This window comes from Gordonia sp. 852002-50816_SCH5313054-c, from assembly GCF_001665925.1.
Classification (GTDB): Bacteria; Actinomycetota; Actinomycetes; order Mycobacteriales; family Mycobacteriaceae; genus Gordonia; species Gordonia jacobaea.
Window position 1 is genome coordinate 19655 of record NZ_LZTE01000076.1, and the last position, 21682, is coordinate 41336.

At 64.0% G+C, this 21682-nt stretch carries 20 protein-coding genes and 1 pseudogene; 3 read left to right on the top strand and 18 right to left on the bottom strand.

Annotation, left to right across the window (positions count from 1 at the left end; genetic code table 11):
- Nucleotides 1-302 precede the first annotated feature (302 nt).
- The 12 genes and pseudogenes from A5788_RS20445 to A5788_RS20500 all read right to left on the bottom strand — a co-directional run bounded on the left by A5788_RS20445 (nucleotide 303) and on the right by A5788_RS20500 (nucleotide 9647).
- Nucleotides 303-1222: pseudogene (locus tag A5788_RS20445) on the bottom strand (carbohydrate ABC transporter permease).
- The gene (locus A5788_RS20450; protein ID WP_197494630.1) at nucleotides 1219-2133 is read right to left on the bottom strand and encodes a carbohydrate ABC transporter permease; all 915 of its coding nucleotides are present in this window, start codon (nucleotides 2131-2133) and stop codon (nucleotides 1219-1221) included. The pseudogene A5788_RS20445 and the gene A5788_RS20450 overlap by 4 nt, the downstream one beginning before the upstream one ends.
- A 206-nt stretch (nucleotides 2134-2339) precedes the next feature.
- Nucleotides 2340-3134 (bottom strand): type I methionyl aminopeptidase, encoded by a 795-nt coding sequence (gene map / locus A5788_RS20455; RefSeq protein WP_064870715.1) that lies wholly within the window; start codon nucleotides 3132-3134, stop codon nucleotides 2340-2342.
- Nucleotides 3135-3148: 14 nt separating this feature from the next.
- Nucleotides 3149-3703, bottom strand: a complete 555-nt coding sequence (locus tag A5788_RS20460; RefSeq protein WP_064870716.1) for an adenylate kinase — start codon at nucleotides 3701-3703, stop codon at nucleotides 3149-3151.
- On the bottom strand, nucleotides 3700-5019 hold the full coding sequence (secY, locus tag A5788_RS20465; protein ID WP_049698875.1) for a preprotein translocase subunit SecY: 1320 nt from the start codon (nucleotides 5017-5019) through the stop codon (nucleotides 3700-3702). Before secY ends, A5788_RS20460 begins: the two co-directional genes overlap by 4 nt.
- A 300-nt stretch (nucleotides 5020-5319) precedes the next feature.
- A complete protein-coding gene (gene rplO, locus A5788_RS20470) occupies nucleotides 5320-5760 on the bottom strand; it encodes a 50S ribosomal protein L15 (RefSeq protein WP_049698874.1) in 441 nt (146 codons plus the stop codon).
- Between the two features lie 5 nt (nucleotides 5761-5765).
- A complete protein-coding gene (gene rpmD, locus A5788_RS20475) occupies nucleotides 5766-5945 on the bottom strand; it encodes a 50S ribosomal protein L30 (RefSeq protein WP_005208385.1) in 180 nt (59 codons plus the stop codon).
- A gap of 3 nt (nucleotides 5946-5948) precedes the next feature.
- Nucleotides 5949-6587: a 30S ribosomal protein S5 gene (gene rpsE / locus A5788_RS20480; protein ID WP_064864741.1), complete on the bottom strand. Its 639-nt coding sequence runs from the start codon at nucleotides 6585-6587 to the stop codon at nucleotides 5949-5951.
- Nucleotides 6588-6636: 49 nt separating this feature from the next.
- Entirely contained in the window at nucleotides 6637-7041 is a 405-nt protein-coding gene (gene rplR / locus A5788_RS20485; RefSeq protein WP_064862188.1) for a 50S ribosomal protein L18, read from the bottom strand.
- 3 nt (nucleotides 7042-7044) lie between these two features.
- Nucleotides 7045-7581, bottom strand: coding sequence for a 50S ribosomal protein L6 (gene rplF, locus A5788_RS20490; RefSeq protein ID WP_005208387.1), 537 nt, complete (start codon nucleotides 7579-7581; stop codon nucleotides 7045-7047).
- A 15-nt stretch (nucleotides 7582-7596) separates the two neighbouring features.
- Complete coding sequence (rpsH, locus tag A5788_RS20495) at nucleotides 7597-7995, bottom strand: 30S ribosomal protein S8 (RefSeq protein WP_005170410.1); 399 nt, start codon at nucleotides 7993-7995, stop codon at nucleotides 7597-7599.
- Nucleotides 7996-8255: 260 nt separating this feature from the next.
- On the bottom strand, nucleotides 8256-9647 hold the full coding sequence (locus tag A5788_RS20500) for an MFS transporter (RefSeq protein WP_197494631.1): 1392 nt from the start codon (nucleotides 9645-9647) through the stop codon (nucleotides 8256-8258).
- 121 nt (nucleotides 9648-9768) lie between these two features.
- Between A5788_RS20500 and A5788_RS20505 the strand changes: the two genes are divergently transcribed.
- Together A5788_RS20505 and A5788_RS20510 are read left to right on the top strand one after the other, a co-directional pair.
- Nucleotides 9769-10713, top strand: a complete 945-nt coding sequence (locus tag A5788_RS20505; RefSeq protein ID WP_064870718.1) for a LysR family transcriptional regulator — start codon at nucleotides 9769-9771, stop codon at nucleotides 10711-10713.
- 31 nt (nucleotides 10714-10744) lie between these two features.
- A complete protein-coding gene (locus tag A5788_RS20510) occupies nucleotides 10745-11494 on the top strand; it encodes a DUF2127 domain-containing protein (protein ID WP_064870719.1) in 750 nt (249 codons plus the stop codon).
- A 697-nt stretch (nucleotides 11495-12191) separates the two neighbouring features.
- Here A5788_RS20510 and A5788_RS20515 read toward each other — a convergent pair.
- Genes A5788_RS20515 through A5788_RS20535 form a run of 5 tightly spaced genes read right to left on the bottom strand, consistent with a single transcriptional unit; the run spans nucleotide 12192 to nucleotide 19967 of the window.
- On the bottom strand, nucleotides 12192-12683 hold the full coding sequence (locus A5788_RS20515; RefSeq protein ID WP_064870720.1) for a hypothetical protein: 492 nt from the start codon (nucleotides 12681-12683) through the stop codon (nucleotides 12192-12194).
- On the bottom strand, nucleotides 12680-13537 hold the full coding sequence (locus A5788_RS20520) for a ParA family protein (RefSeq protein WP_064870721.1): 858 nt from the start codon (nucleotides 13535-13537) through the stop codon (nucleotides 12680-12682). Before A5788_RS20520 ends, A5788_RS20515 begins: the two co-directional genes overlap by 4 nt.
- A 57-nt stretch (nucleotides 13538-13594) precedes the next feature.
- On the bottom strand, nucleotides 13595-16522 hold the full coding sequence (locus A5788_RS20525) for a Z1 domain-containing protein (protein ID WP_064870722.1): 2928 nt from the start codon (nucleotides 16520-16522) through the stop codon (nucleotides 13595-13597).
- Nucleotides 16519-17943: an ATP-binding protein gene (locus A5788_RS20530; RefSeq protein WP_231894364.1), complete on the bottom strand. Its 1425-nt coding sequence runs from the start codon at nucleotides 17941-17943 to the stop codon at nucleotides 16519-16521. The genes A5788_RS20525 and A5788_RS20530 overlap by 4 nt, the downstream gene beginning before the upstream one ends.
- A 47-nt stretch (nucleotides 17944-17990) precedes the next feature.
- A complete protein-coding gene (locus tag A5788_RS20535; protein ID WP_064870724.1) occupies nucleotides 17991-19967 on the bottom strand; it encodes a hypothetical protein in 1977 nt (658 codons plus the stop codon).
- A 130-nt stretch (nucleotides 19968-20097) separates the two neighbouring features.
- On the opposite strand from A5788_RS20535, the gene A5788_RS20540 reads away from it, so the two are divergent.
- Complete coding sequence (locus A5788_RS20540; RefSeq protein WP_064870725.1) at nucleotides 20098-20427, top strand: cupin domain-containing protein; 330 nt, start codon at nucleotides 20098-20100, stop codon at nucleotides 20425-20427.
- Here the strand turns inward: A5788_RS20540 and A5788_RS20545 are convergent.
- Nucleotides 20408-21589, bottom strand: coding sequence for a tellurite resistance/C4-dicarboxylate transporter family protein (locus A5788_RS20545; protein WP_269449585.1), 1182 nt, complete (start codon nucleotides 21587-21589; stop codon nucleotides 20408-20410). The genes A5788_RS20540 and A5788_RS20545 overlap by 20 nt on opposite strands.
- Nucleotides 21590-21682 lie beyond the last annotated feature (93 nt).

Here is a 21682-nt window from a genome sequence, read left to right on the forward strand (position 1 = left end):
CACTGTTTGTCGTTCTCTGTCTGTCGCGCAGGTGGTTTCGACACCCCCGCTGATCGAGCCCTATCCGCTGATCGAGCTCCCGCCCACCGATCGAGCTCCCACCGCTGATCGAGCTTGTCGAGATCACCCCACCCCGCCGATCGAGCCCCCACCGCAGAAGTGCACCGTGGTTTCGACACGGCAGCTCGCTACGCTCGCGGCCTGCTCAACCAGCGGAAATGCGCCGCTGATCGAGCTCCCACCGCTGATCGAGCCGTCCCCCCCGCTGATCGAGCCGACTCCGCTGATCGAGCCTGTCGAGATCACCCCTTCACCGCCCCGGAGGTCAGGCCCTGATCATGTGGCGCTGCAGGAGCAGGAAGACGACGAGCATCGGGAGCATGGCGAGCACCGTCGCGGCCATCACGGGCCCCCAGTTGGTCAGGCCGTCGTTGTTCTGCAACTGCGTCAACCCGACGGGCAGCGTGGCGACGGTGTAGTCGTCGGCCATCAGGAACGGCCAGAGGTATTCGTTCCACTCGTTGACGAGCGTGATGAGTGCGAAGGCAACCATTGTCGGGATCGACAGCGGCAACACCACACGGGTCAGTAGCCGGAAGTGACCGGCGCCGTCCATGCGTGCGGCTTCGATGATCTCCTGGGGTATCGACAGAAAGTGGTTGCGCATCAGGAACGTTCCGAATGCGACGCCCGCGAGCGGCAGGATGATGCCGAGGAACGTATTGCGCAGCCCGAGCTGTGCGATGAACGCGTAGTTGGTGATCGACGTGATCTGATTCGGCACCATCAGCGCGGCGATGATCACGATGAACACCAGGTTCTTGAACGGAAACCGTAGGAACACAAGCCCGTACGCACTCAGCACCCCGAGTGCGAACTTCACGACGCCCAGGATCGAGGTCACGATCACCGAGTTCCGCATGAAGTCCCAGAACGGAACCGACGTCGTCGCCTCGCTGTAGTTCTCCGGGTGCCACACAGACGGCCACCACACGGCGGGCTGCACGTAGATCTCGGATCGATCCTTGAACGACGCCAACAGGATCCACACGAGCGGTAGCGCCACCAGGAGCACGACGACGACCATCGCGAGGTAACCGAACACCGTGGCAACGCGTCTGCGCCGCGCGTACGCCTTTGCGCGCTGGTCGGGGCCAGCGGGACTCGTCGTCGACGCCGCGTCACCCGACGTCGTCGACTCCGCCATCACGATCTCGCTCATGCCTGCGACCGATCCATCACGCGTACCTGCACAACGGTGACGACGAGCAGCACGACGAACATGATCGTCGCAACCGTCGCTCCGTAGCCGGCGCGGAAGTTGCGGAACGTCTCTTCATAGACCTGGTAGACCATCGTCGTGGTGCCGTTGCCGAGCGGGCCTCCGCGGGTCATCACGTTGATGATGTCGAAGACCTGTAATGAGTTGAGCAGCACGGTGATCGAGAGGAAGAACGTCGTCGGACGAAGCTGTGGCAGCAGAACCCGACGGAAGTAGGTGAAGCGGCTTGCCCCGTCGATTGCTGCCGCCTCGTCGAGGTCGATTCGCTTACCCTGCAACGCGGCAAGGTAGATCACGAACGCATAGCCCAGGTTCTTCCACACGTAGGTCACCGTGACCATGAACAGAGCCCAGTGCGGTTGCTGGTAGAAATCCGGCGCCGATCCGAGGTGCAGCCGGTGCATCAGGTCGTTGATCAAGCCGAAGCTCGGATCGAATACGAACTGAAACGCGATACCCACCGCAGCACCGGAGAGCACAAACGGCGCAAACACGATGGACCGCACCAGGTTTCGGCCACGCAGCTTGCGGTCGAGCAACAGCGCCAACGCGAGTCCCAGCGCCATACTGCCCGCCACCGCCACGACGGTGAAGACCACGGTGTTGACGACGATGGTCCAGGTATCGGCGCGTGTGAACCATTCGGTGTAGTTCGAGAACCCGATGAAGTCGGCGCCGGGCGACGAAATGTTCCAGTCGTAGAACGACATTCGGATGTTCTCGATGAGCGGTCGATACGTGAACACTCCGAGCAGCACCAGATTGGGCGCTACGAGCGCGATGAACAGCGCGTAGCTACGCCACGACCGGGCGCGCGACGACGGAAGCACCCGCTCGTTGACTGACGACACCCGGGCAGTATTCAGCCCCGATCTTACGGATGGCGAACGAGATGATTGACCGCCGACGTCCGGAAGGTGTCGCGTGGACCACGTCTCATGAATTGACTGTGAACACGCTTGAACCCGCGCCTACTTGCGGTTGCCCACAGGCGCGGAAACCGCGCGTCTGGGCAACCGGAAAGGATGGGCGACGGAAGAACGGGCAGCCGGAAGAGTCAGGCAGGGCGCTGCGTCAGAATGCGCGGACCGTCAGCCGTAACCGCGACGGTGTGCTCCCAGTGGGCGGCGCGCGAGCCGTCGTCGGTGACGACGGTCCAGCCGTCGGGAAGTTCGGTCGTCTCGGTGGTACCGAGCGTGAGCATGGGCTCGATCGCCAGCGTCGAGCCGATCACCAACAACGGACCGTGGCCGGGATCACCCTCATTCGGCAGGAACGGATCGAGGTGCATCTCGCGTCCGATGCCGTGGCCGCCGTAACCGTCGACGATCCCGAAGCCGCGTCCAAAGGTCTTCTCCGCCTTGCGTGTTCCGGTCTCGATGGCGTACGAGATGTCGGTGAGGCGCGCGCCGTCGACCATTGCGGCGATGCCCGCCTCCATCGACAGCCGTGTCGCGTCCGAGAGGTCCTGGTCGGCCTGCGAGAGTTCGCCAACCCCGAAGGTCCACGCGGAGTCGCCGTGCCAGCCGTCGAGAATGGCACCGCAGTCGATCGAGACGAGATCTCCCTCGGCGAGCACGACGGTCGACGACGGGATTCCGTGCACCACAACGTCGTTCACGGAGCTGCAGATCGAGCCGGTGAACCCGTGATAGCCCTTGAACGACGGGACCGCACCCGCGCCCCGGATCACAGACTCGGCCACCTCGTCGAGTTCGAGGGTGCTCACCCCGACCTTCGCGGCGTCGCGTACCGCGACGAGTGCTTGCCCCACAACGGCTCCCGCCGCAGCCATGGCGTCTAGCTCGCCAGGGCTGCGGAACGGAACACGTTTGGTCTTACGGAGCCTCATCGCGGATCGATACTCTAGGAGACCTTGACGCCGAGCGCGCTCAGCACTCGCTGGTGGACTTCGTCGACCTCGCCGACGGCGTCGACGGTCTTGACCTGGTCGCCGTAGTACTCGAGCAGCGGCGCGGTCTCTTTGTCGTACACCGCCATGCGGTTACGGATCACGTCTTCGGTGTCGTCGGCGCGACCGCGCGCGAGCATGCGATCCACGACGACGTCGGGGTCGACGACGAATGAGACAACAGCGTCGAGCTCGGTGTCCAGGTCGGCGAGGATCGAGTTGAGCGCTTCGGCCTGCTCGATCGAGCGGGGGAAGCCGTCGAGGATGAAGCCCTTCGACGCGTCGGGCTCGCTGAGGCGTGCGCGGACCATGTCGACGGTGATCTCCGGCGGAACCAGGTCGCCGGCGTCGAGGTACTTCTTGGCCTCGATGCCGATCGCGGTGCCCTCAGAGATGTTGGCGCGGAACAGGTCGCCGGTGGAGATGTGCGGAATACCAAGAGTTTCCGACAGCAGTTCTGCCTGAGTCCCTTTGCCAGCGCCGGGGGGGCCGAGAAAAACAAGTCTCACTTCAAGAATCCTTCGTACTTGCGTTGCATCAATTGACTGTTGATCTGCTTCACCGTGTCCAGACCCACGCCGACCATGATCAACACGGCCGTGCCCCCAAATGGCAGGTTCTGCACTCCCCCGCTGTTGCCGATCTCGAGGAAGAGGTTGGGCAGTACAGCGATGATACCCAGATAGATCGAGCCCGGGAGCGTGATGCGGCTCAGTACGTAGCCTAGGTAATCAGCCGTCGGCTGGCCGGGACGGATACCGGGGATGAATCCTCCGTACTTCTTCATGTCGTCGGCACGCTCTTCGGGATTGAAGGTGACGGCGACGTAGAAGTACGTGAAGAAGATGATCATGGCGAAGTAGACGAGGATGTACACCCAGCTACTCGGGTCGGCGAGATAGCGCGAGACCCACGACTGCCAGCCCGACTCGGTGCCGTCGGCACTCTTGGTGAGCTGCACGATCAACTGCGGCAGATACAACAGCGACGACGCGAAGATCACCGGGATGACGCCGGCCTGGTTGACCTTGAGCGGCAGATAGGTCGACGACCCGCCGTACATCTTCCGGCCGACCATCCGCTTGGCGTACTGCACCGGGATTCGACGCTGGCCCTGCTCGATGAAGACCACGCCCGCGATGATGATCAGCGCCGCGAGACACACGAGACCGAAGACCAGGCCGCCACGGCTGGTGAGGATCGCCCGACCCTCGGCGGGGATGCGAGCAGCGATGCCCGCGAAGATCAGCAGCGACATACCGTTGCCGATACCGCGCTCGGTGATCAGCTCACCGAACCACATGACGAGGCAGGCGCCTGCGGTCATGACGAGCACGATGATCGACAGACCGAAGATCGACTGATCGGTGAGAACGTTGCCGCACTCCTGCGGGAGCAGTGTGCCGCGGTCGGCGAGGGCGACGATGCCGGTCGACTGGAGCAGTGCCAACGCCACGGTGAGGTAGCGGGTGTACTGCGTCATCTTGGCCTGACCGGACTGGCCCTCCTTACGGAGTTGCTCGAACCGCGGGATGACCACGGTGAGCAGCTGCACGATGATGCTCGCGGTGATGTAGGGCATGATGCCGATCGCGAACACCGAGAGCTGCAGAAGCGCTCCACCGGAGAACAGGTTGATCAGCGAGTAGACCTGGTTGCCGCCACCGCTGTTGATGCGATCGATGCACGCGTGCACGGTCTTGTAGTCGACGCCGGGCGACGGGACCGTCGCGCCGAGGCGATACAGCACGATGATGCCGATGACGAAGAGGATCTTCTTCCTCAGATCGGGCGTCCGAATGGCCGCGACGAGGGGGGAAAACACTAACTCCTCCTAGGAACGACCACGCTCGGGTTGTTCGGGGGCCAGACGGACCCCACCCCCACGTGCTCGGCAATCGACGTTGATCGGTGGTTGCGTTGTGCGGCAACCCCAGAAACTCTACCGGCAGCCACGGCCGGCACTTCTGCGGGACCGCACCACCTGAAGTTTTCGGAGCCCGCTCGCCCGACCCGGCGCGCGTTGTACGTGCACGCACACCCGATGAGCTCGACGAACCGGCCCGCTGGCACCACAGCGGACGGCAGAACAGTGCTGCCGTCCGCTGTGGTCAGAAACGAACTCTTACAGTTCAGTGGTGCTGCCACCGGCAGCGGCGATCTTTTCCTTGGCCGACGCCGTGAACTTATTCGCGGTCACGTTGACCGCGACGCTCAGCTCACCGTCGCCGAGGACCTTCACCAGCTGGTTCTTGCGAACCGCACCGGCAGCGACGAGCTCGTCGACGCCGATGGTGCCGCCCTGCGGGAACAGCTTGGCGATGTCGCCGACGTTGACGACCTGGTACTCGACCCGGTTGGGGTTGGTGAAGCCCTTGAGCTTCGGCAACCGCATGTGGATCGGCATCTGGCCGCCCTCGAAGGCTGCAGGCACGTTCTTGCGTGCCTTGGTGCCCTTGGTGCCGCGACCGGCGGTCTTACCCTTGGACCCCTCACCGCGACCCACACGGGTCTTATCGGTCTTCGCGCCCGGAGCGGGGCGAAGGTGATGGAGTTTGATGGTCATTGCTCTTAAACCTCTTCGACTGTCACGAGGTGTGCAACCACGTTGATCAAACCGCGGTTGATCGGGGTGTCCTCGCGGGTGACGGTCTGGCGGATGCCCCTGAGTCCAAGGGTCCGCAGGCTGTCACGCTGGTTGCTCTTGGCACCGATGGTGCCCTTCACCTGGGTGATCTTCAGCTGTGCCATGTCTTACACTCCCTGGCCTGCGCGCGCCCGGAGCATACCGGCCGGCGCCACATCTTCGATCGGCAGACCGCGACGTGCGGCGACCTCTTCGGGACGCTGCAGCATCTTCAGTGCGGCCACGGTCGCGTGGACCACGTTGATCGCGTTGTCGGAGCCGAGGCTCTTGGCGAGCACGTCGTGCACGCCCGCGCACTCGAGCACGGCACGCACCGCGCCACCGGCGATGACACCGGTACCGGGGCTTGCCGGACGCAGCATCACGACACCGGCAGCAGCCTCACCCTGAACCGGGTGGGTCACGGTGCCTGCGATCAGCGGAACGCGGAAGAAGTTCTTGCGAGCCTCTTCGACGCCCTTCTGGATCGCGGCCGGAACTTCCTTGGCCTTGCCGTATCCGACACCGACCATGCCCTGGCCGTCGCCGACGACCACGAGAGCGGTGAAGGAGAACCGACGTCCACCCTTGACCACCTTGGACACACGGTTGATGGTGACGACGCGCTCGAGCTGGTTGCGCTCCTGGTCACGATCGCGTCCGCGGTCGTTACGACGATCGCGGCCACCGCGGCGGTCGTTGCCGCCCTGGTTGTTGTTGTCGTTACCGGCGGGTCCGTTTCCGCCGTCACGCTGACGTCCGGGCATCAGAGGTTCCCTCCGGTCATGTTGGTCTTGCTGTTGTTGCTGGTCATCATCAGAACTGCAGGCCTCCCTCACGGGCGGCGTCGGCGAGCGCGGCGATACGGCCGTGGTAGTCCTTGCCACCACGGTCGAAGACGACGGCCTCGACGCCTGCGGCCTTGGCGCGAGCGGCGATCAGTTCGCCGACGCGACGGGCCTGTGCCGACTTGTCGCCACCGGATGCACGCACGTCAGCCTCGATGGTCGACGCTGCTGCGAGGGTCTTGCCCGCGAGGTCGTCGATCAGCTGCACATGGATGTGACGGCTGCTGCGCTTGACGGCCAGACGCGGACGCTGCGGCGTTCCGCTGACCTTCTTGCGAAGGCGGAAGTGACGATTTCCGGTCGCGGTGCGACGACGGGTCGACACGTCCTTGCCGATGGGCTTGCGGACAGTTTTGGTTGCTGTATCACTCATGGCTTACTTACCCGTCTTTCCGACCTTGCGACGGATCTGCTCACCCTCGTAGCGAATGCCCTTGCCCTTGTACGGGTCGGGACGACGCAGGCGGCGGATGTTCGCCGAGATCTGGCCGACTTGCTGCTTGTCGATACCCGACACCGAGAACTTGGTGGGCGACTCGACGGCAAAAGTGATGCCCTCGGGAGCCTCGATCGGCACGGGATGGCTGTAACCGAGCGCGAACTCGAGGTCGCGACCCTTGGCTGCGACGCGGTAGCCGACACCGAAGATTTCCATCTTCGTGGTGTAGCCCTTGGTCACGCCGTCGACCAGGTTGGCAACCAGCGAGCGGTTCAGACCGTGCAGTGCACGGTTACGACGCTCGTCGTTGGGGCGGGTCACCACGATGGTGTTGTCTTCCTGCGCCACCTGGATGGGGCTGGTGACAACGTGGCTCAGCTCGCCCTTGGGTCCCTTCACGGTGACCGTCTGTCCGTCGATGGAGACGGTGACGCCCGCGGGGATCTCGATCGGATTCTTACCGATACGCGACATTGTGCTTACCTCCCCTTACCAGACGTAGGCGAGGACTTCGCCGCCCACGCCCTGGTTGGCTGCCTGGCGATCGGTGAGCAGACCGGACGACGTGGAGATGATGGCCACGCCGAGGCCGCCCAGGACCTTGGGCAGGTTGGTGGACTTTGCGTACACCCGCAGGCCCGGCTTGGACACGCGGCGCAGTCCTGCGATGGAGCGCTCACGGCTGGGGCCGTACTTGAGGGAGACGACGAGGTTCTTGCCGACCTCCGCATCTTCGGTGCGGTAATCGGTGATGTAGCCCTCGCGCTTCAAGATCTCGGCGATGTTCACCTTGAGCTTCGACGACGGGAGGGTCACCTCGTCATGGAACGCCGAATTGGCGTTACGCAGACGTGTCAAGAAGTCTGCGATCGGGTCAGTCATGGTCATGGTTGACCGTCAACCTTTCTCGTAGCGGTTCCCATGCAGCGCCGATCGTCAGGATTTCTCCTGTGACCTGCGGTGGGCCTTCCACGAAGTGGATAGTGAATAGGTTCTCGCCGCCGGTGCCCTAGGCATTTCGCCAGCACCGGAGACTATTCAGTTGTAGCCGTGACCCGAGTGCGGACACGCGAAGGTGCACAGGCAACCGTTCTAGTGTAGAGAATCGGCTGGCCAGACCCAAATCGATGGCCGCAGCGACATATGCATCACCGCACGCGGTGCGGACGTACGACCATACCGAGAAGGGCTATCGCCGCCACGGCGGCCGCGGCCATCATCGCCCACGCGGCGCCGTCGGCACCACCAACCGACGCCAACACCGCCCCGAGTGCGGCGACACCGAACGCCCCGCCGAGTTGACGCGACGCACTGAACAGGCCGCCTGCCGTACCCGCAGAACCCGCCGGAGCACCCGCGACGACGAGCCCGGTTATCGGCACGATCACCAGCGGTAATGCCGCTCCGGCTATCAGCATCGTCACGATCAACGCCCACAATGGTCCGCCGACGAACATCACCGCGGCGATCACGACAGAACCCACCACAGCCGCGGACTGGCCCAGCAACGCCGGCAACTGCGGCCCACGCGCGGCGACCACGCGCCCCACAACCGGGCCGAGGACGCATGGCCCGAACGTGTAGGCGATGAGGACGAGGCCCGCTCCCAACGGCGACAACCCGCGTGCGTTGATCAGATACAGACTCGCGACGAACAGCGTCGACGCCATCACCACCTGAATTGTGAAGCCGTACAACGTTCCTCGCAGGATCGGCGGGATGCGAAGCAGACGCACGGGAATCGCCGGGGCGTCGCTGCGTCGATCCGACCAGTACAGCAGTCCGGCCGCGCAGAGCATCGGGATCAGCGCCCACGCTGCCGTCGAGGATCGCTCCCCCGTCTCGATGATGACGACGACCACGAGCGCGAAGAACACCACCGCGAGTACCTGTCCGCGCACGTCGAGTCGGGCACCGCGGTCGCGTGCCTTCGGGTCAGCCGGAAAGTATCGACTCCAGGCCAGCGCGAGAATTCCCACCGGAACATTGATCAGGAAGATCCACCGCCACCCGCCGGCGGCGATGAGGATTCCACCGACGGTCGGACCTGCCGCGAAACCGCACCCGGTGACCAGCGCGTAGAGGCCGATCGCGCGGTGTCTGTCGGCTGGTTCTGGATTCATCCTCCCGATGAGTGCCAGCGTCGTCCCTGGGATCAGCGCGGCCGCAGCGCCCTGGAATGCGCGCAGGACGATGAGGATCAGCAGCGTCGGAGCGAGAGCGCACAACACGGACGTGACCACGAAGAGAAGTACGCCGACCCGGTACGTGCGCAGGGCGCCATAGCGGTCGGCGATCGCCCCGGAACTCAGCAACAGTGCACCGAAGGTGACCAGGTAGGCGCTGACGACCCACTGTTGTCCGGCCACACTCCCACCCAGCGATCTGGCTATATCCGGCAGCGCGACGTTGAGGACCGTCGAGTCGACCAGCACCAACAGGTAGCCGAGCGAGACCCCGACGTTGCTGATGGTGCGACCGCGCATGACCTCGCCCGAGCGGCGTCGTGATCTGGAGGGTTCGCGAGTTGTCGTTGGCACGGCATCAGGATGCTGCTGACGCCCGACGTCGATCGACCGGAATAGACGCAGGGAGTGTGCGGTTTTTCCGAACACCATCCGATGCGTCATGCCTCCCGGCCCCAAGCGAGGAGTAGCACTCATGGAAATCCGACACGTACGGACCTTTCTCGCGGTCGCCGAGCATCGCACTGTCCTCGGTGCCGCGGCCGCCCTCGACCTGGCCCCATCGTCGGTGTCGCAGCAGATCAGGGTGCTCGAACGCGACCTCGGAGTGCAGCTGTATCACCGCTCGTCGAGCGGGATGCGGCTGACCGAAGCTGGACTCGTGCTGGCCGCCCAGGGCCCCGAGTTCCTCGACCGCTGGGCCAGACTCGGCCGTTCCGTCACGGCTGCAGCCACGACCGCGCCCCTGCGTATCGCGAGCACCGAACACATGGTCGCCACGCAGATCCCCGGCATTCTGCGCGAGTTCGGCAACCGGGTTCCCGGCAGTACCGTCGCCGTGGACACACTCATTGACCCGACGTGCGTCGTCGACGCGGTGGCGTCGGGCAGCGCCGACGTCGGACTCGTACTCGACATGCACGACGACGCGGCCGACCGCTGGCTTCTGCCAGCGACGCAGCGCACAGACGTCTGCCCCGCCGACCTGGTCCCCGTCACCACCGCAATCGCGATGGCCTCGGGCCATTCGCTTGCTCGACACGAGCGCCTCACCATCGCCGACCTTGTCGGCGAGCACATCCTGAGCGGCCCCCGACGGTGCGCGACACACCTCGGCATCGAGGACATGCTGCCCGAACCGATGGAATCCATGCCGAGCCTCGTTGTCGCCTTCAGTTGGGCTGCGAACGGCCTCGGAGTGGTGATGGCCCCGAAGTTCGCCATAGGCCGTACGTCGGCTGCCGGGCAACTCGTCGCGGTAGATCTCGACATCGCGCCGCACACATCCTGGATTCGGATGGTGTGGTCGCCGGAGCGTCCGGTCGTCGGCGACTTCCGCGACCTGCTGTACGCGGCAAGCGTCGGAGTGAACGGCGGTGGCGAGGTCGCTCAACCAGGTGCGATCGCCGCGGCGTCGTGACCCGCCTGCCGTCGAGGGCTAGGCTGCTGCGGTGAATTGGGAACTGATCTCCTGCGGCCTACGCGGCCACGAGACCTATCGTCCCGACGAGTCCGACCTCGCCGATCACCTGCACACCGAGACCAGCGTCGGCGACGCCTGGCGGTGCCTGCGTTGCGGCGATTACGCCGTCGGCTCACCACGCAACAGCGGTCCCGCCGACCAGGCGCCGGAGGTTCCGCGCGGTCGGTTGCTGCGCGACCTGATCATCATGCGATTGCTGGCCGTCGAGCGCCTGATCCGCGGAGTCTTTCTCGTCATCGCAGGCATATTCGTGATCGAGCTGCGCAACAGCCAACAGACACTGCACGAGAAGTTCGACGCCGAGATGCCGCTCCTCAAACCGATCGCCGACCAGATCGGCTGGAACATCGACGACTCCAAGGTCGTGCAGTGGATCGAGAAGGCAACCACGTTGTCGACGGCGACCATCGTGCTCGTCGGCTGTGCGCTGCTCGCCTACGGAATCAGCCAGTTCGTCGAGGCGTACGGCCTGTGGTTCGCCAAACGCTGGGGCGAGTACTTCGCGGTGATCGTCACCAGCATCTTCATCCCGCTCGAGGTCTACGAACTCGTCGAGAAGGTGACCGTGTTCAAGGTGCTGCTGCTCGCGATCAACGTCGCCGCGGTGGTCTGGCTCATCTGGAGCAAGCGCCTGTTCGGAGTCCGCGGCGGCGAGGCGGCCTACCGCGCCGAACACAGCGCCGAGAGCCTCCTCACCGTCGAGCGGGCGGCCGGCTGAGGCGGCTGCACGGGACGCACGGTGGTGCGCCAGAGACCATCGCCTCACGTCGGCGACCAACAGCATCGCGAGTGTCCGACGAGCGGCAAGATTGACCTGCAATGAAGCCCGACCATTACGACCAGGAGCACCCGCCCATAACGCGAAATATTGTGTCGTATCGAAAGATGTGGGTGCTGCAGCACACAGATCCTTCGATACGACACACATCTAGCCCGGCCGGGCTGCTGCCGTGCATACGGGTCGCAAGGTCTGGCTCGAGCCGGGGTGCGTACACAATCGTGACGTCAGCGGGGCGCCGAGGAGATTATTGTCTTGGCGTCGCGCTGACGACCGAGTTGTGTACGCGCGCTGCGGGTGATCTCGACAGGCTCGATCAGCGGGATGGGGCTCGATCAGCGGGATGGGGCGGCGGTGTCCAGCCGTGCGGAGACTAGGGGAAAGGCCGCTGACACGAAATATGCCCGGCCGCTCCACATAGGTCAATGGATTGCTTCGATGATTGCTCTGCAACTGTTACGAAATCATCCGATTAGATGAGAGGATCGCGGCGCCCGTTGCCTGCTCGGCAACTGTTACACCTCAATGGAACCCGGGAAGTCATCCCAGGGGGCACGACAACCACCGGACTCTGACGACGAGTCCCGTGGGCGATCCACCGCCCACTGTGCCAGATCTCAGCTGCTGGGGCCGTCCCCTACCGAAACACACTCCCCTTGTTCTCCGACGCCTCGACGCGCTCGACGATCCAGGTGGTGATGACCGCTGGACTGCGTTTGCGGCTGGTCTCCTTGCGGGTGTCGAGTTCTTCCTCGGCGATGATGTCGCGCAGTTGCTCGATGTCGAGCTCGCTGAGCCGGGCCGTCAGCCCTGCGGGGCCGGCCTCTCGATAGACCACGAAGGGGTCGAGAACGGCGGGCTGACGAACCACCTTCTTCCGCGGAGTCGAGGCACGTTTGCGCGGCGGCGCAGCGATTGTCGACGGCAACGCGTCGGAGCTCGGCGCCAACGCACTCACGACGTCGGCGAGTGCTCCCGCGAATCGCGACGAGCGTTCTGCCTCATCGATGATCACGCGCGTCAGACCCGCAATGATCTGCGCCGCATGCGGATTCTTCACATCGAGCTGAGCGAGGGCTCCCCCGACAGCCTGGTACTCGACGCGGCGGCGTGCGTCGTCGGAACTCATTGCAATTTCTCCTGAGCCTCGGTCATCACATCGGTCGTCAGACCGCGGAATTGGTCGAACTGTCCTTGGTTTCCGTACTTGCCTCGCAGAGTTCCGTAGGGAACGAATTCAGCCGATGCCGCAACGGAATTGGCCTCGTTGATGTAGCTGGGCAGCACGTGCGCGATGGTGGGATCGCGACGCAGCCGCTTCGTCGTGGCACGGTGGACCGCCGAGTTCGCCTTGTACTTGGTGATCACCACACCGAGTTCGACGATGTTTCGACCGATCTCGTCGCCGAACTTGCGCACCCTGTTCTGGATCTGAGGAATCCCGTAGGTGGACAGGTGATCCGGGATCGTCGGGATGATGTAACCATCGGCAGCGGCCAACCCGTTGAGTGTGACCGGACCGATCGTCGGCGGGCAGTCGATCAGAACGTAGTCGTAGTAGTCGACCACCGGAGCAATCGCCTTGCGCAGAAAGTCGACGCCGCCACCGGGATCCGAGCCGCCCACGCGCAGCGCGCTGAGTTCTTCCTGAATCTCGATCAGGTCAAGCGACGAAGCGAGCAGGTCGACGGTGGCCACCCGCTTCACCGGCGATACCCCGCGCACGATCGCGTCGTCCAGGCGAAAGTCGTTGGTGCCATTGACCGCATCGCCGAAAAGTGATGCGAGTGTTCGGCCGTTGGTGTTCAGCGTGAACCACTGTTCCTCGCTGATCATCATGGTGGTCAGGTTGATCTGCGAGTCGAGGTCGATCAGCAGCACCCGCTGCCCGAACTCGGCCGCCATGAACTCTGCGAGGCCGCCGGTGACAGTGGTTTTGCCGACCCCACCTTTCAGACTGATGGTGGCAATCACCTTTGCCATGACATGAACCTTCCTTTGTACTCAACAAGCAGTCGTGCGGCCAACCGGCCGGATCGGTCAGGCATCGATGATCGCTCCCGCCCCCGAGCGCCTCGTCGTGAAGCCGATCTTCGGCGCAGGGTACGCGGCGTAGGGCAGCGCGTAGCTGAACAGTGTGGCGACGTCGCGCGGACTGACCTTGCCGCGCTTGACGTCTGCGAAGTGTCGGTCTTTGGGATCGCTCGCGAAGAGCAGGATCATGGCGCCACGGGTCGGCTTCCGCAGTCGTTGCGCCAACGGCCCGCCGACCTGTTTCTCCGGGTTCCCCGCGATGTGTTCGATCGCATCGCGTTCACGCACGGCGGTACCTGTGAAGCCCGTTCGGTACGCCGCCTCCTGCCGTCTGCGATTGACGAGCGGCAAGGGGTCGGCGACATCACCGATAAGCACGGGCGACTTCGTCTTCGGAATCGGTAGCAGGACAGCAAAATCCTCCAATACGCCGCGTTCCATCGCCCGTACGAACGCTTCACGATGCGGCGCGAAGTCCCAGTTGACGTCCCAGACGAACTGCTCGATGGCCTCCAAGATCTCCGATGCCGGCACGATGCCGTACCGGGCCTCGAAGTCCCTACTGCGATCGTCCCTGTCGAGGAAAGAGAACGACCCGGAATCGTCGAGGTCAGCCAAGATCGGTTGCACCGCAGCGAAGTGCTTCAAGTTGTTGGAACCGTCGTCGCGCGGGCCCTGCATGGTGAAGCTGAAGCTCTGACCACCGACACTTCGGTACGCCACTTCTGCGTTGTACATCTTGTTGGCCGCAGTCGGTTTGAGCCACGGCAGGCGCTGAAAGACCATCGGCGGAACGTCTCGCGGCGTCACCATCGGCTCGCCGTCAGCGTTGAGTCCTCTGAATCTGTCGAGTTCTTCGCGGAAGTCTTCCTCGTCGTCAACGATCGCTTCGAATGCACGGTAGAGGTCGAACAGCCGCCCGCCGGGACCGGGTACCTCCCGACCGATGAAGAGCCGCACCAGATCTCGATACCCCGGCCGGAATCCGAACCAGCGACCCATCTGCATGAGGGTGTCGGCCTGGGCGGTGCGCCGGGTGTAGTAGGTGGTGGTGAGGCCCTCCACCGTGAAACCTCGGCTCAGCTTCGTCCCGCCGACGAGAATCTTCCAAACCGGCCGCTCTTGAAAGTTCAGACGTTCCTGCTGGTAATCCTTGTCGGCGTCACCGTTGACGATGATGACCGGCTGCAGTCCCTCATCGATCCGATCACACGCCGCCCCGATAAAGGGTTCGAGCTGAGCGAACGTCGACGGCGAGACGACTCCGGGCTCTGCGCGCGCTGCAGACACAACCTGAAAGTCGTTCTTCCACAGCTCTTCCAACCGTTCGAGGCCTGCCGGCTGGCTGTACGACGCAGCCTTCCAAAGGACCGCGAAGTCCTCGGCAAGCGCGGAGTGTTCTGCTTGTTTGACCGACTCATGCACCAGCATGGTGTGGTGCCGGAAGCTCCCCGGTACCCCTGCAGCCTCACGGAATAGCTTGATCGCACCGGCCAACACGTACGAGTCGAGCGCGCGCAGCCGCTCGGCGTCGCGATCCTCGTCGCACTGCGGACGCAGGTCGCGCACAAAGGCTTTCTCGTTCGAGTTCGCCGGAGTGCGTTGCACACCCTCTCCCAGATCTGCATGGCGATCGTGGAAGTCGGTGCCTCCCATGTAGGCCGCGGGACGCTCCAGACTGACAATGAAGTCGTTCGGAAAAATGTTCACCGCATCTTCTGGATCAACGAAGACGTTGGCGAAAGGTGTTGCGGTGTAACCGATGTATTGCGCGCGCGGCAAGAGGTCGAGCAGATTGGCAATCTGTCTGTTGATTGCCGTGCGCTCGATCCGACCCTCCGCGAACTTCTTCGGGTTCTCGGTGTTCACCGACGCCTGGTCGGCCTCGTCGTCGATGATCAGTGTGGGTATCTGGTCGTGCGATGTCTTAATCTTCGCGACGTCGGCGACGAGCTTCTTGAGCACCGTCGAGTTCTTCTTGACCACCGCGATACGGACGTTGCTGCCGAACAGGTTGGCGGGATCATTCAGCGGCACAGCATGATCGGCGAATTCGTAGTGCAGCGTGCCGATTCCCTTGGCCAGTGCCTTGTAGTCATCGACCGCACCGGTGAGCCTGCGGACCGCCGGGGCGTCGTTGGAGTGATTGGGGTCGACGACATGCCGCAAGAACCTGCCGTCGATCCAATCCTCGTCATTCTCGTACTCGATGGGATCGATGTTCTGCATGCCGATCAATTCCATGTCGAGCCGACGTTGCGTCTGACTTCGGAGCAGCTCGATGGTTCCGGTGAGCACGATGATCAATCGGTAACCGGCATCGATCGCCTTCGCGAGCACACCGGTGAAGTTCGCGGTCTTGCCACTCTGGACGTAGCCGACGACGAGCCCCTTCGACTGGTAGGGCTCCTCGCGTGTCGGATCGGCAAGTCGGCGAACAACTTCCGTGCTTGCGGCATCGAGTCCGTCGACAGTCTCCTCCGACCATCCCTTCGAGCGGAGCACCCCTCGATATGCGCGCCAGTAGAAGTCGTGTGCGTTTCGACGGTCTGCCGTGTACCACGGCTCCCACGGCTGTTGCGCCGCGATGACCGTCGGACCGCCGGCAACCGGGTAATACTCGGACAACGGGGCGAACGCTTCGTTCGGGATGCCGAGTCTGGAGTAGATCAGTTCACGGCGGGCCGTCGAATTGGGTTCGGTGCCCTCGGCCCAGTCCGCCGCAGCGTCGGCGTCCCAGCGCGAGAGCGCCGACCGAACTGCCGTTCGCACCGATGCGACGCGTTCGTCGACCATGACATCGACCACCGTGGCCATGTCGACCGGGTCGAACCCCGCGTCCATCAGTCGACCCGATACCGCTCCGAGGAATCGCGCGGGAGCGTGATCAGGGTTGAACTCGCGCGCAATGGCATCGATCAACATGTCGATCATCGACCGTTTCCCTCCTGGGCCCTCATCGCCGCGATCAACACGTGCTGCCACGCCTCGATCTGTTCGGTTTGCCTGGAACTATGCCGCACCGAGTCGAACATCTCCTGGGCAAGGAGATAGGTCAGAGTGCGCAGCAGCGGAACGTCGTCATTGGAGCGACTGGTTCCGCCCAGTTGTCGACGAAAGCGGGCGTTCAACCACAGCGTTCGAGCTTCGAGATCCACCTCGAAGAAGCGGTCGACGGAGAGCACTCGCCACCCGATGTCGACGGGATCTGCAGTGTCTGTGAACGTGAACGAGTCGGCGAACTCGTCGGCAACAGCATCAGGCAATCCCGCACCCGGCTCGACGACGGTGATGGGTCGTCGTTGCACACGACGCGCCGCTTTGGCCGCGGTGGCGGCATCGGCAAGATAGTCGGGCGTGAGTACTCGCCGCAGCGCGGACGACAGCGTTGCGTCCACGGTGACCCCGGCCTTCTCCGGGTTGATGGTCATGTGCCGCACGAGGGCGTCGTCGAGGTCGACTGCGACTCGCGCCAGGGCCCACTCCGGCCGCGGACGTACGACTCCGAGCCAACCTCCCGGTTGGAGCAGTCGATCGTTGCGGTAGACGAAGAACCCCTGGGCAGAACGGCCCGATGCGCCGTCGAGTGTGTACGCGGGCAACGAGCTTCGCGCGGGCCACACATGCAGGGCGACAGTGGAACCCGGCCCGACGTCGATCGTCGCGTCTCGGGGGTAACCCGACGCGCCCGACCGCTGATATCCGAACGGATCGATAGCTCGGACTGTCCGTGGGGCCCCGGCCCGCAACGTTGCGGTGTCAAAGACGTCGATCGTCAGCGCGAGGCCACGTTCGATCATGCGATGAAACACCAGACCGAGCCACGCCTGCGCGTCCTTGATCGCGGTCTCCAGCCACACCGACTGCTCGGTGTGGTCCGACGTCATGGGGAAGGTCCGCAGGCCGCGCCACTCGACCACGGTGCCCGTCTCGAACGGAAATCGGGGATGTGCCGCAGCCACTGTGGACTCGGCAACATCTGCGGGGAGTGCCTCGACGACCGGCACGTCACCGCGCCCCGCGACACGGAGACGTCGGGCAACCGCCCTGTGCCCCTTGGCCGACGAGTAGACCGTCACCTCGTCTGCCTGACTGAGCGAGGCCGCCTTCAGACCAACACCGAAATGGCCGTGTTCGTCGTCCCGGCGGACACGCTCCGTCCCGTAACGCATCGCGGCGTCGATGCTGACGTCGTCCATACCTGCGCCGTTGTCGATGACCCGAAGTCCCACGGTTGCGTGACCAGTGTTCAGAAATCGAATCACGACGTTCCGTGCACCAGCATCGACACTGTTGTCGACCAGGTCGGCGATGGCGGTGACGAGCGTGTGATGCAGACCGAGCGCACGTTGCACCGCAACATCATCACGACTTACCGTTGTGCGCCTTGCCATTTCGTCACTCACCGCGCCGAGACCACCCAGGCGGATTCGAGCAGCGCGGCAACGACGTCGTCACGCGCCTGGTAGGCGCTGAGAATACGACGCGGCTTGGTGTCAGCGGGCAGCCCCGCCGCAACGGCGAGCAACGACGCCAGTTCGTCCTTGTCGACGTCGTCGGCCGGGGGATGGCCGATCAGTGCGAGCGCCCGACGAAGGGGATCGTCGGAGACCGGCTCGACATACTTGTCGACGCCGAATACGCCCTCATCCGAGCAGATCAAGAAGATGGTTTCCCTGGGTTCGATTGCCGAGTCGACGAGGAACCGTCGAATCGTGCCGCACATCGGATTGGTCCCGGTCCATCGGAGCGTTTGCGGGCCGAGCGGAGACGCGATGTCGCGAACCGTGCCGGGCCGGCAACCAAACGCGAGTGCGACGCCTGCAGGAAGGGCCACCCCGGAACCGCGCAACTGATCAGGGGTGACCACCATCCGAAAACGCCACGAGTCGCCGATTCGGTAGAGGCGCCTGGTCCGACGAATGACCTTGCTGTTGCGATCCTCCGCCCTCCCCGACGTTTCCGGCGCCAGGAGGTGCCAGTGGGCGTCACGGGTTTCGAGGCGCGAATCGTCTCCGAGCGCCCGCTCCACGGAAGCGTTCGACTTGTTGGTGTCGATTTCGTCGATCAGCTCCGTGGTGGTCATCGGGCGGCCTGATGCCTCGAGAAGTCCCGCGGCGTGATCGACGATCCGACGTGTGGCCAACAACGCCGCGCCATTGCAGAGCGGAATCTCGCAGTAGCGCAACCATTCCGCTGTCTGCTCAACGGTGAGTCGAAGGGTGTCGGCTGCGACGCCGAGTTCGACGACACCGTTGTCGGACTCGAACTGTTCGAGCATGGTGATCGTGCGGGCTTTGGCAGCAACCACATCGGGTGCGGCGGCCCACGGTCCCGTGACTTCGAAATAATCGTCGAGCCGGTCGAGTGCCAGCCATAGCGGGACGTCGAGCGATGGCACGGTTTCGGTCAGGACGGGATGAAGCTCGAGTAGACGCTCGAGCGGCGCGACCGGTTCGATCTCGGTCCGGATACTTGCCAGCAAACCGCCTGCCGCAGTGCTGAAGTCGCAGGCTGCCGCGAACTCGTCCTTCACCTTCGCCGCGATGACGCCCGCCCGGCTCTTGCTCACGTGCAATCGGGTGCTCAACTCACCCATCGATATGGGGACGAGCGCCATGAGGTGGTGCCGCAGCACAATGTCTTCGCGTTCGTCGAGTTGTTCGACGAGGTTCTCGATCTCATCGATCGGATTGGCCTCGACGCGCAGGTCCAAATCGGTGCCCGTCAGTGCCGCTATCCGCGCGGCCGTGTGCTGGATGACTTCAGGAGCGTCGTCCTCGATAGCGACCTCGATCAGCGCATCTGAAGAGCGTCCGCGCAGCCGCCGCCACCGCGACAGCACTGTGAGGTCGTCGAGCAATGTGGCGAGGGCCGGGTTGTCATCGCCGTCGTCCGGCTCGACGCCGTCACCGGGCGCAACGCGCAGTGCCGCCCCGAGCACACCCGCGACGATCAGTTCCGCCGTCTCAACGCTCGTGCCCCGCACCTGAAGGATCGATTCGACGTCCGTCGCCACCAGCGCTGCGACAACGTCACTCGACGCCAAGCGCCTGACGACGGTCTCTGCGCGCGAATCCATACGCAGCGCTGAGAGAGGGATCGACGCGTCCAGAGTCGGAGCAAGGACCGAAAGTGGCGTGGTCCGGTGCCTGCTGACAACCAGCGCACCGAGGCGCCCCACCATCTCGTCGAGAGACACATCGGCAGCGGTGATCCGGGGCGAATCGGCTATCCACCAATCCGCGATTCCGGGAACCAGCGCCTCGAGATGAGCGGCGGCGTCGGATTCATAGGAATCGAGCCAGGGAAACAGATCGACCCAGGCATCGCCGCGCAGATCGTCGGAATCCGTCGCCGTGAGTCCCAACGTCGACATGTGCAATTCCTGACTCGAACCCGGTGACTACCCGCTGAGCATATCGAAGCCGTAAAAGCTCCGATATCGGCCATACGCCCGTCACCCTCCAATGCCACCCACCGCCAGGCGTGGCGTGCAATCGTGAGACATGGACACCACGCGACTTCCAACCCTTGTCGACGAACTCATCGCCACGGCGCGCGACGCGCACAGTCGCCGCGCCGGGCACACGCTGCACGGCAACTCGGCGCGCCACCTCCGCCAGACCGTGATCGCATTGGCGGCTTCGACCGAACTCGGCGAGCACCAGAGCCCCGGCGAAGCAACCCTTCAGGTGCTCCGCGGCGACGTGACGCTCACCGCGGGCGCCGACGAATGGCACGGCGTGACCGGCGACCTCATCACCATTCCCGACGCCCGACACAATCTCCGCGCGAACGAAGACTCTGCGGTACTCCTCACCGTGCTGGCGAACTAGCCTCCGAACGTCGTGCCGAGAGCCATCGCCACCACCATCGCAGCATCCCGACGAAGACGATCACCCAGATCAGCAGCGCCAGCCACGCCTCCCAGGTACCCATGGTCTTGATCCACGAGACCTGCCAGGCGATCCCCAACTGTCTGCTGGCCACGCCCCACATGCCGATGGGGAACACGATCGACCACAACGCGGTGCGAAATCCCGAATGCGTACCCGGCCTACGCGCGTGCCAGATCATCAGTGCGACGAGCAGCGGTATCAACCAGGTTCCGAAGATCCAACCCATCAAACACAGCGTTCCGACGACGTCGTGCGAGACCAGCCGCTGCATGGCGCCCGCCCCGAGAACCTCGGCACCGGCGAGCACCGAAATCGCCCCTGCACCCATGAACACCCAGTAGGGGGCGACCTCGTCGTCCGCCGACAGGCCGACGATGATCAGTCGCGCGGCGACCAGCACCGCCATCACGACCAGTATCAGCACACCGGCCCCCCACCACAGTGCGGCAACGACCGCATACCACTCGACACGTTCTTTGGCCGCGAGCGCCCCGAATGCGACGGCAATCGACTGGGTTCCGACGACCATCAGAAACCAGGTGCCGTTGACGTGTGTCCAGGGCAGCGGGGTCGTCGGCGCCGGGGGATGCTCCCGCGACTGTGCGGCGCTGAAGAACGCGGCGATCACCGCTGTGTAGCCGAGGATCACCCACGACACCAGCGCGACGACAGCAAATGTGACTGCGGCCCAGGTACTTCCCGCCGCCAACGATCGCGCCGCAAGCACCCCACTCCCCGCGGTAAACGCCAACACAGTGAAACCGTCGGTCGCGATCTCACGCCGCACCTCGTTGACCACGCCCGCACCAGTGAACCAACCGGCAATGGTGAACACGGTCAACGCGACATATCCGACGACTGCCGCAAAAAAGAGAATCGCCGAAATGAGATCGGACAGATCTGAGTATGTGCCACTACCGAGCGACGCCGCATTGTGGATTGCTGTCGACACAATGCCGGTCGCCATGACGAAAGTGAACTGCCCGAGGCTCGCATGCGGCACGCGTCGTCGAAGCCGGGTGGGCGAATCGGGCGATACCGCACGCGAAACGTTCACACTGACCGACCCTTTCACGTTGTGACACAAGGACCTACACATTGCGAATGTCTATACCCAATCGAAACACGCGGAGCGCTCGGCGATAACGTCCGGCCGCGCGTCGACGCCTCCGCCGAGCCGCATCGGATCTGC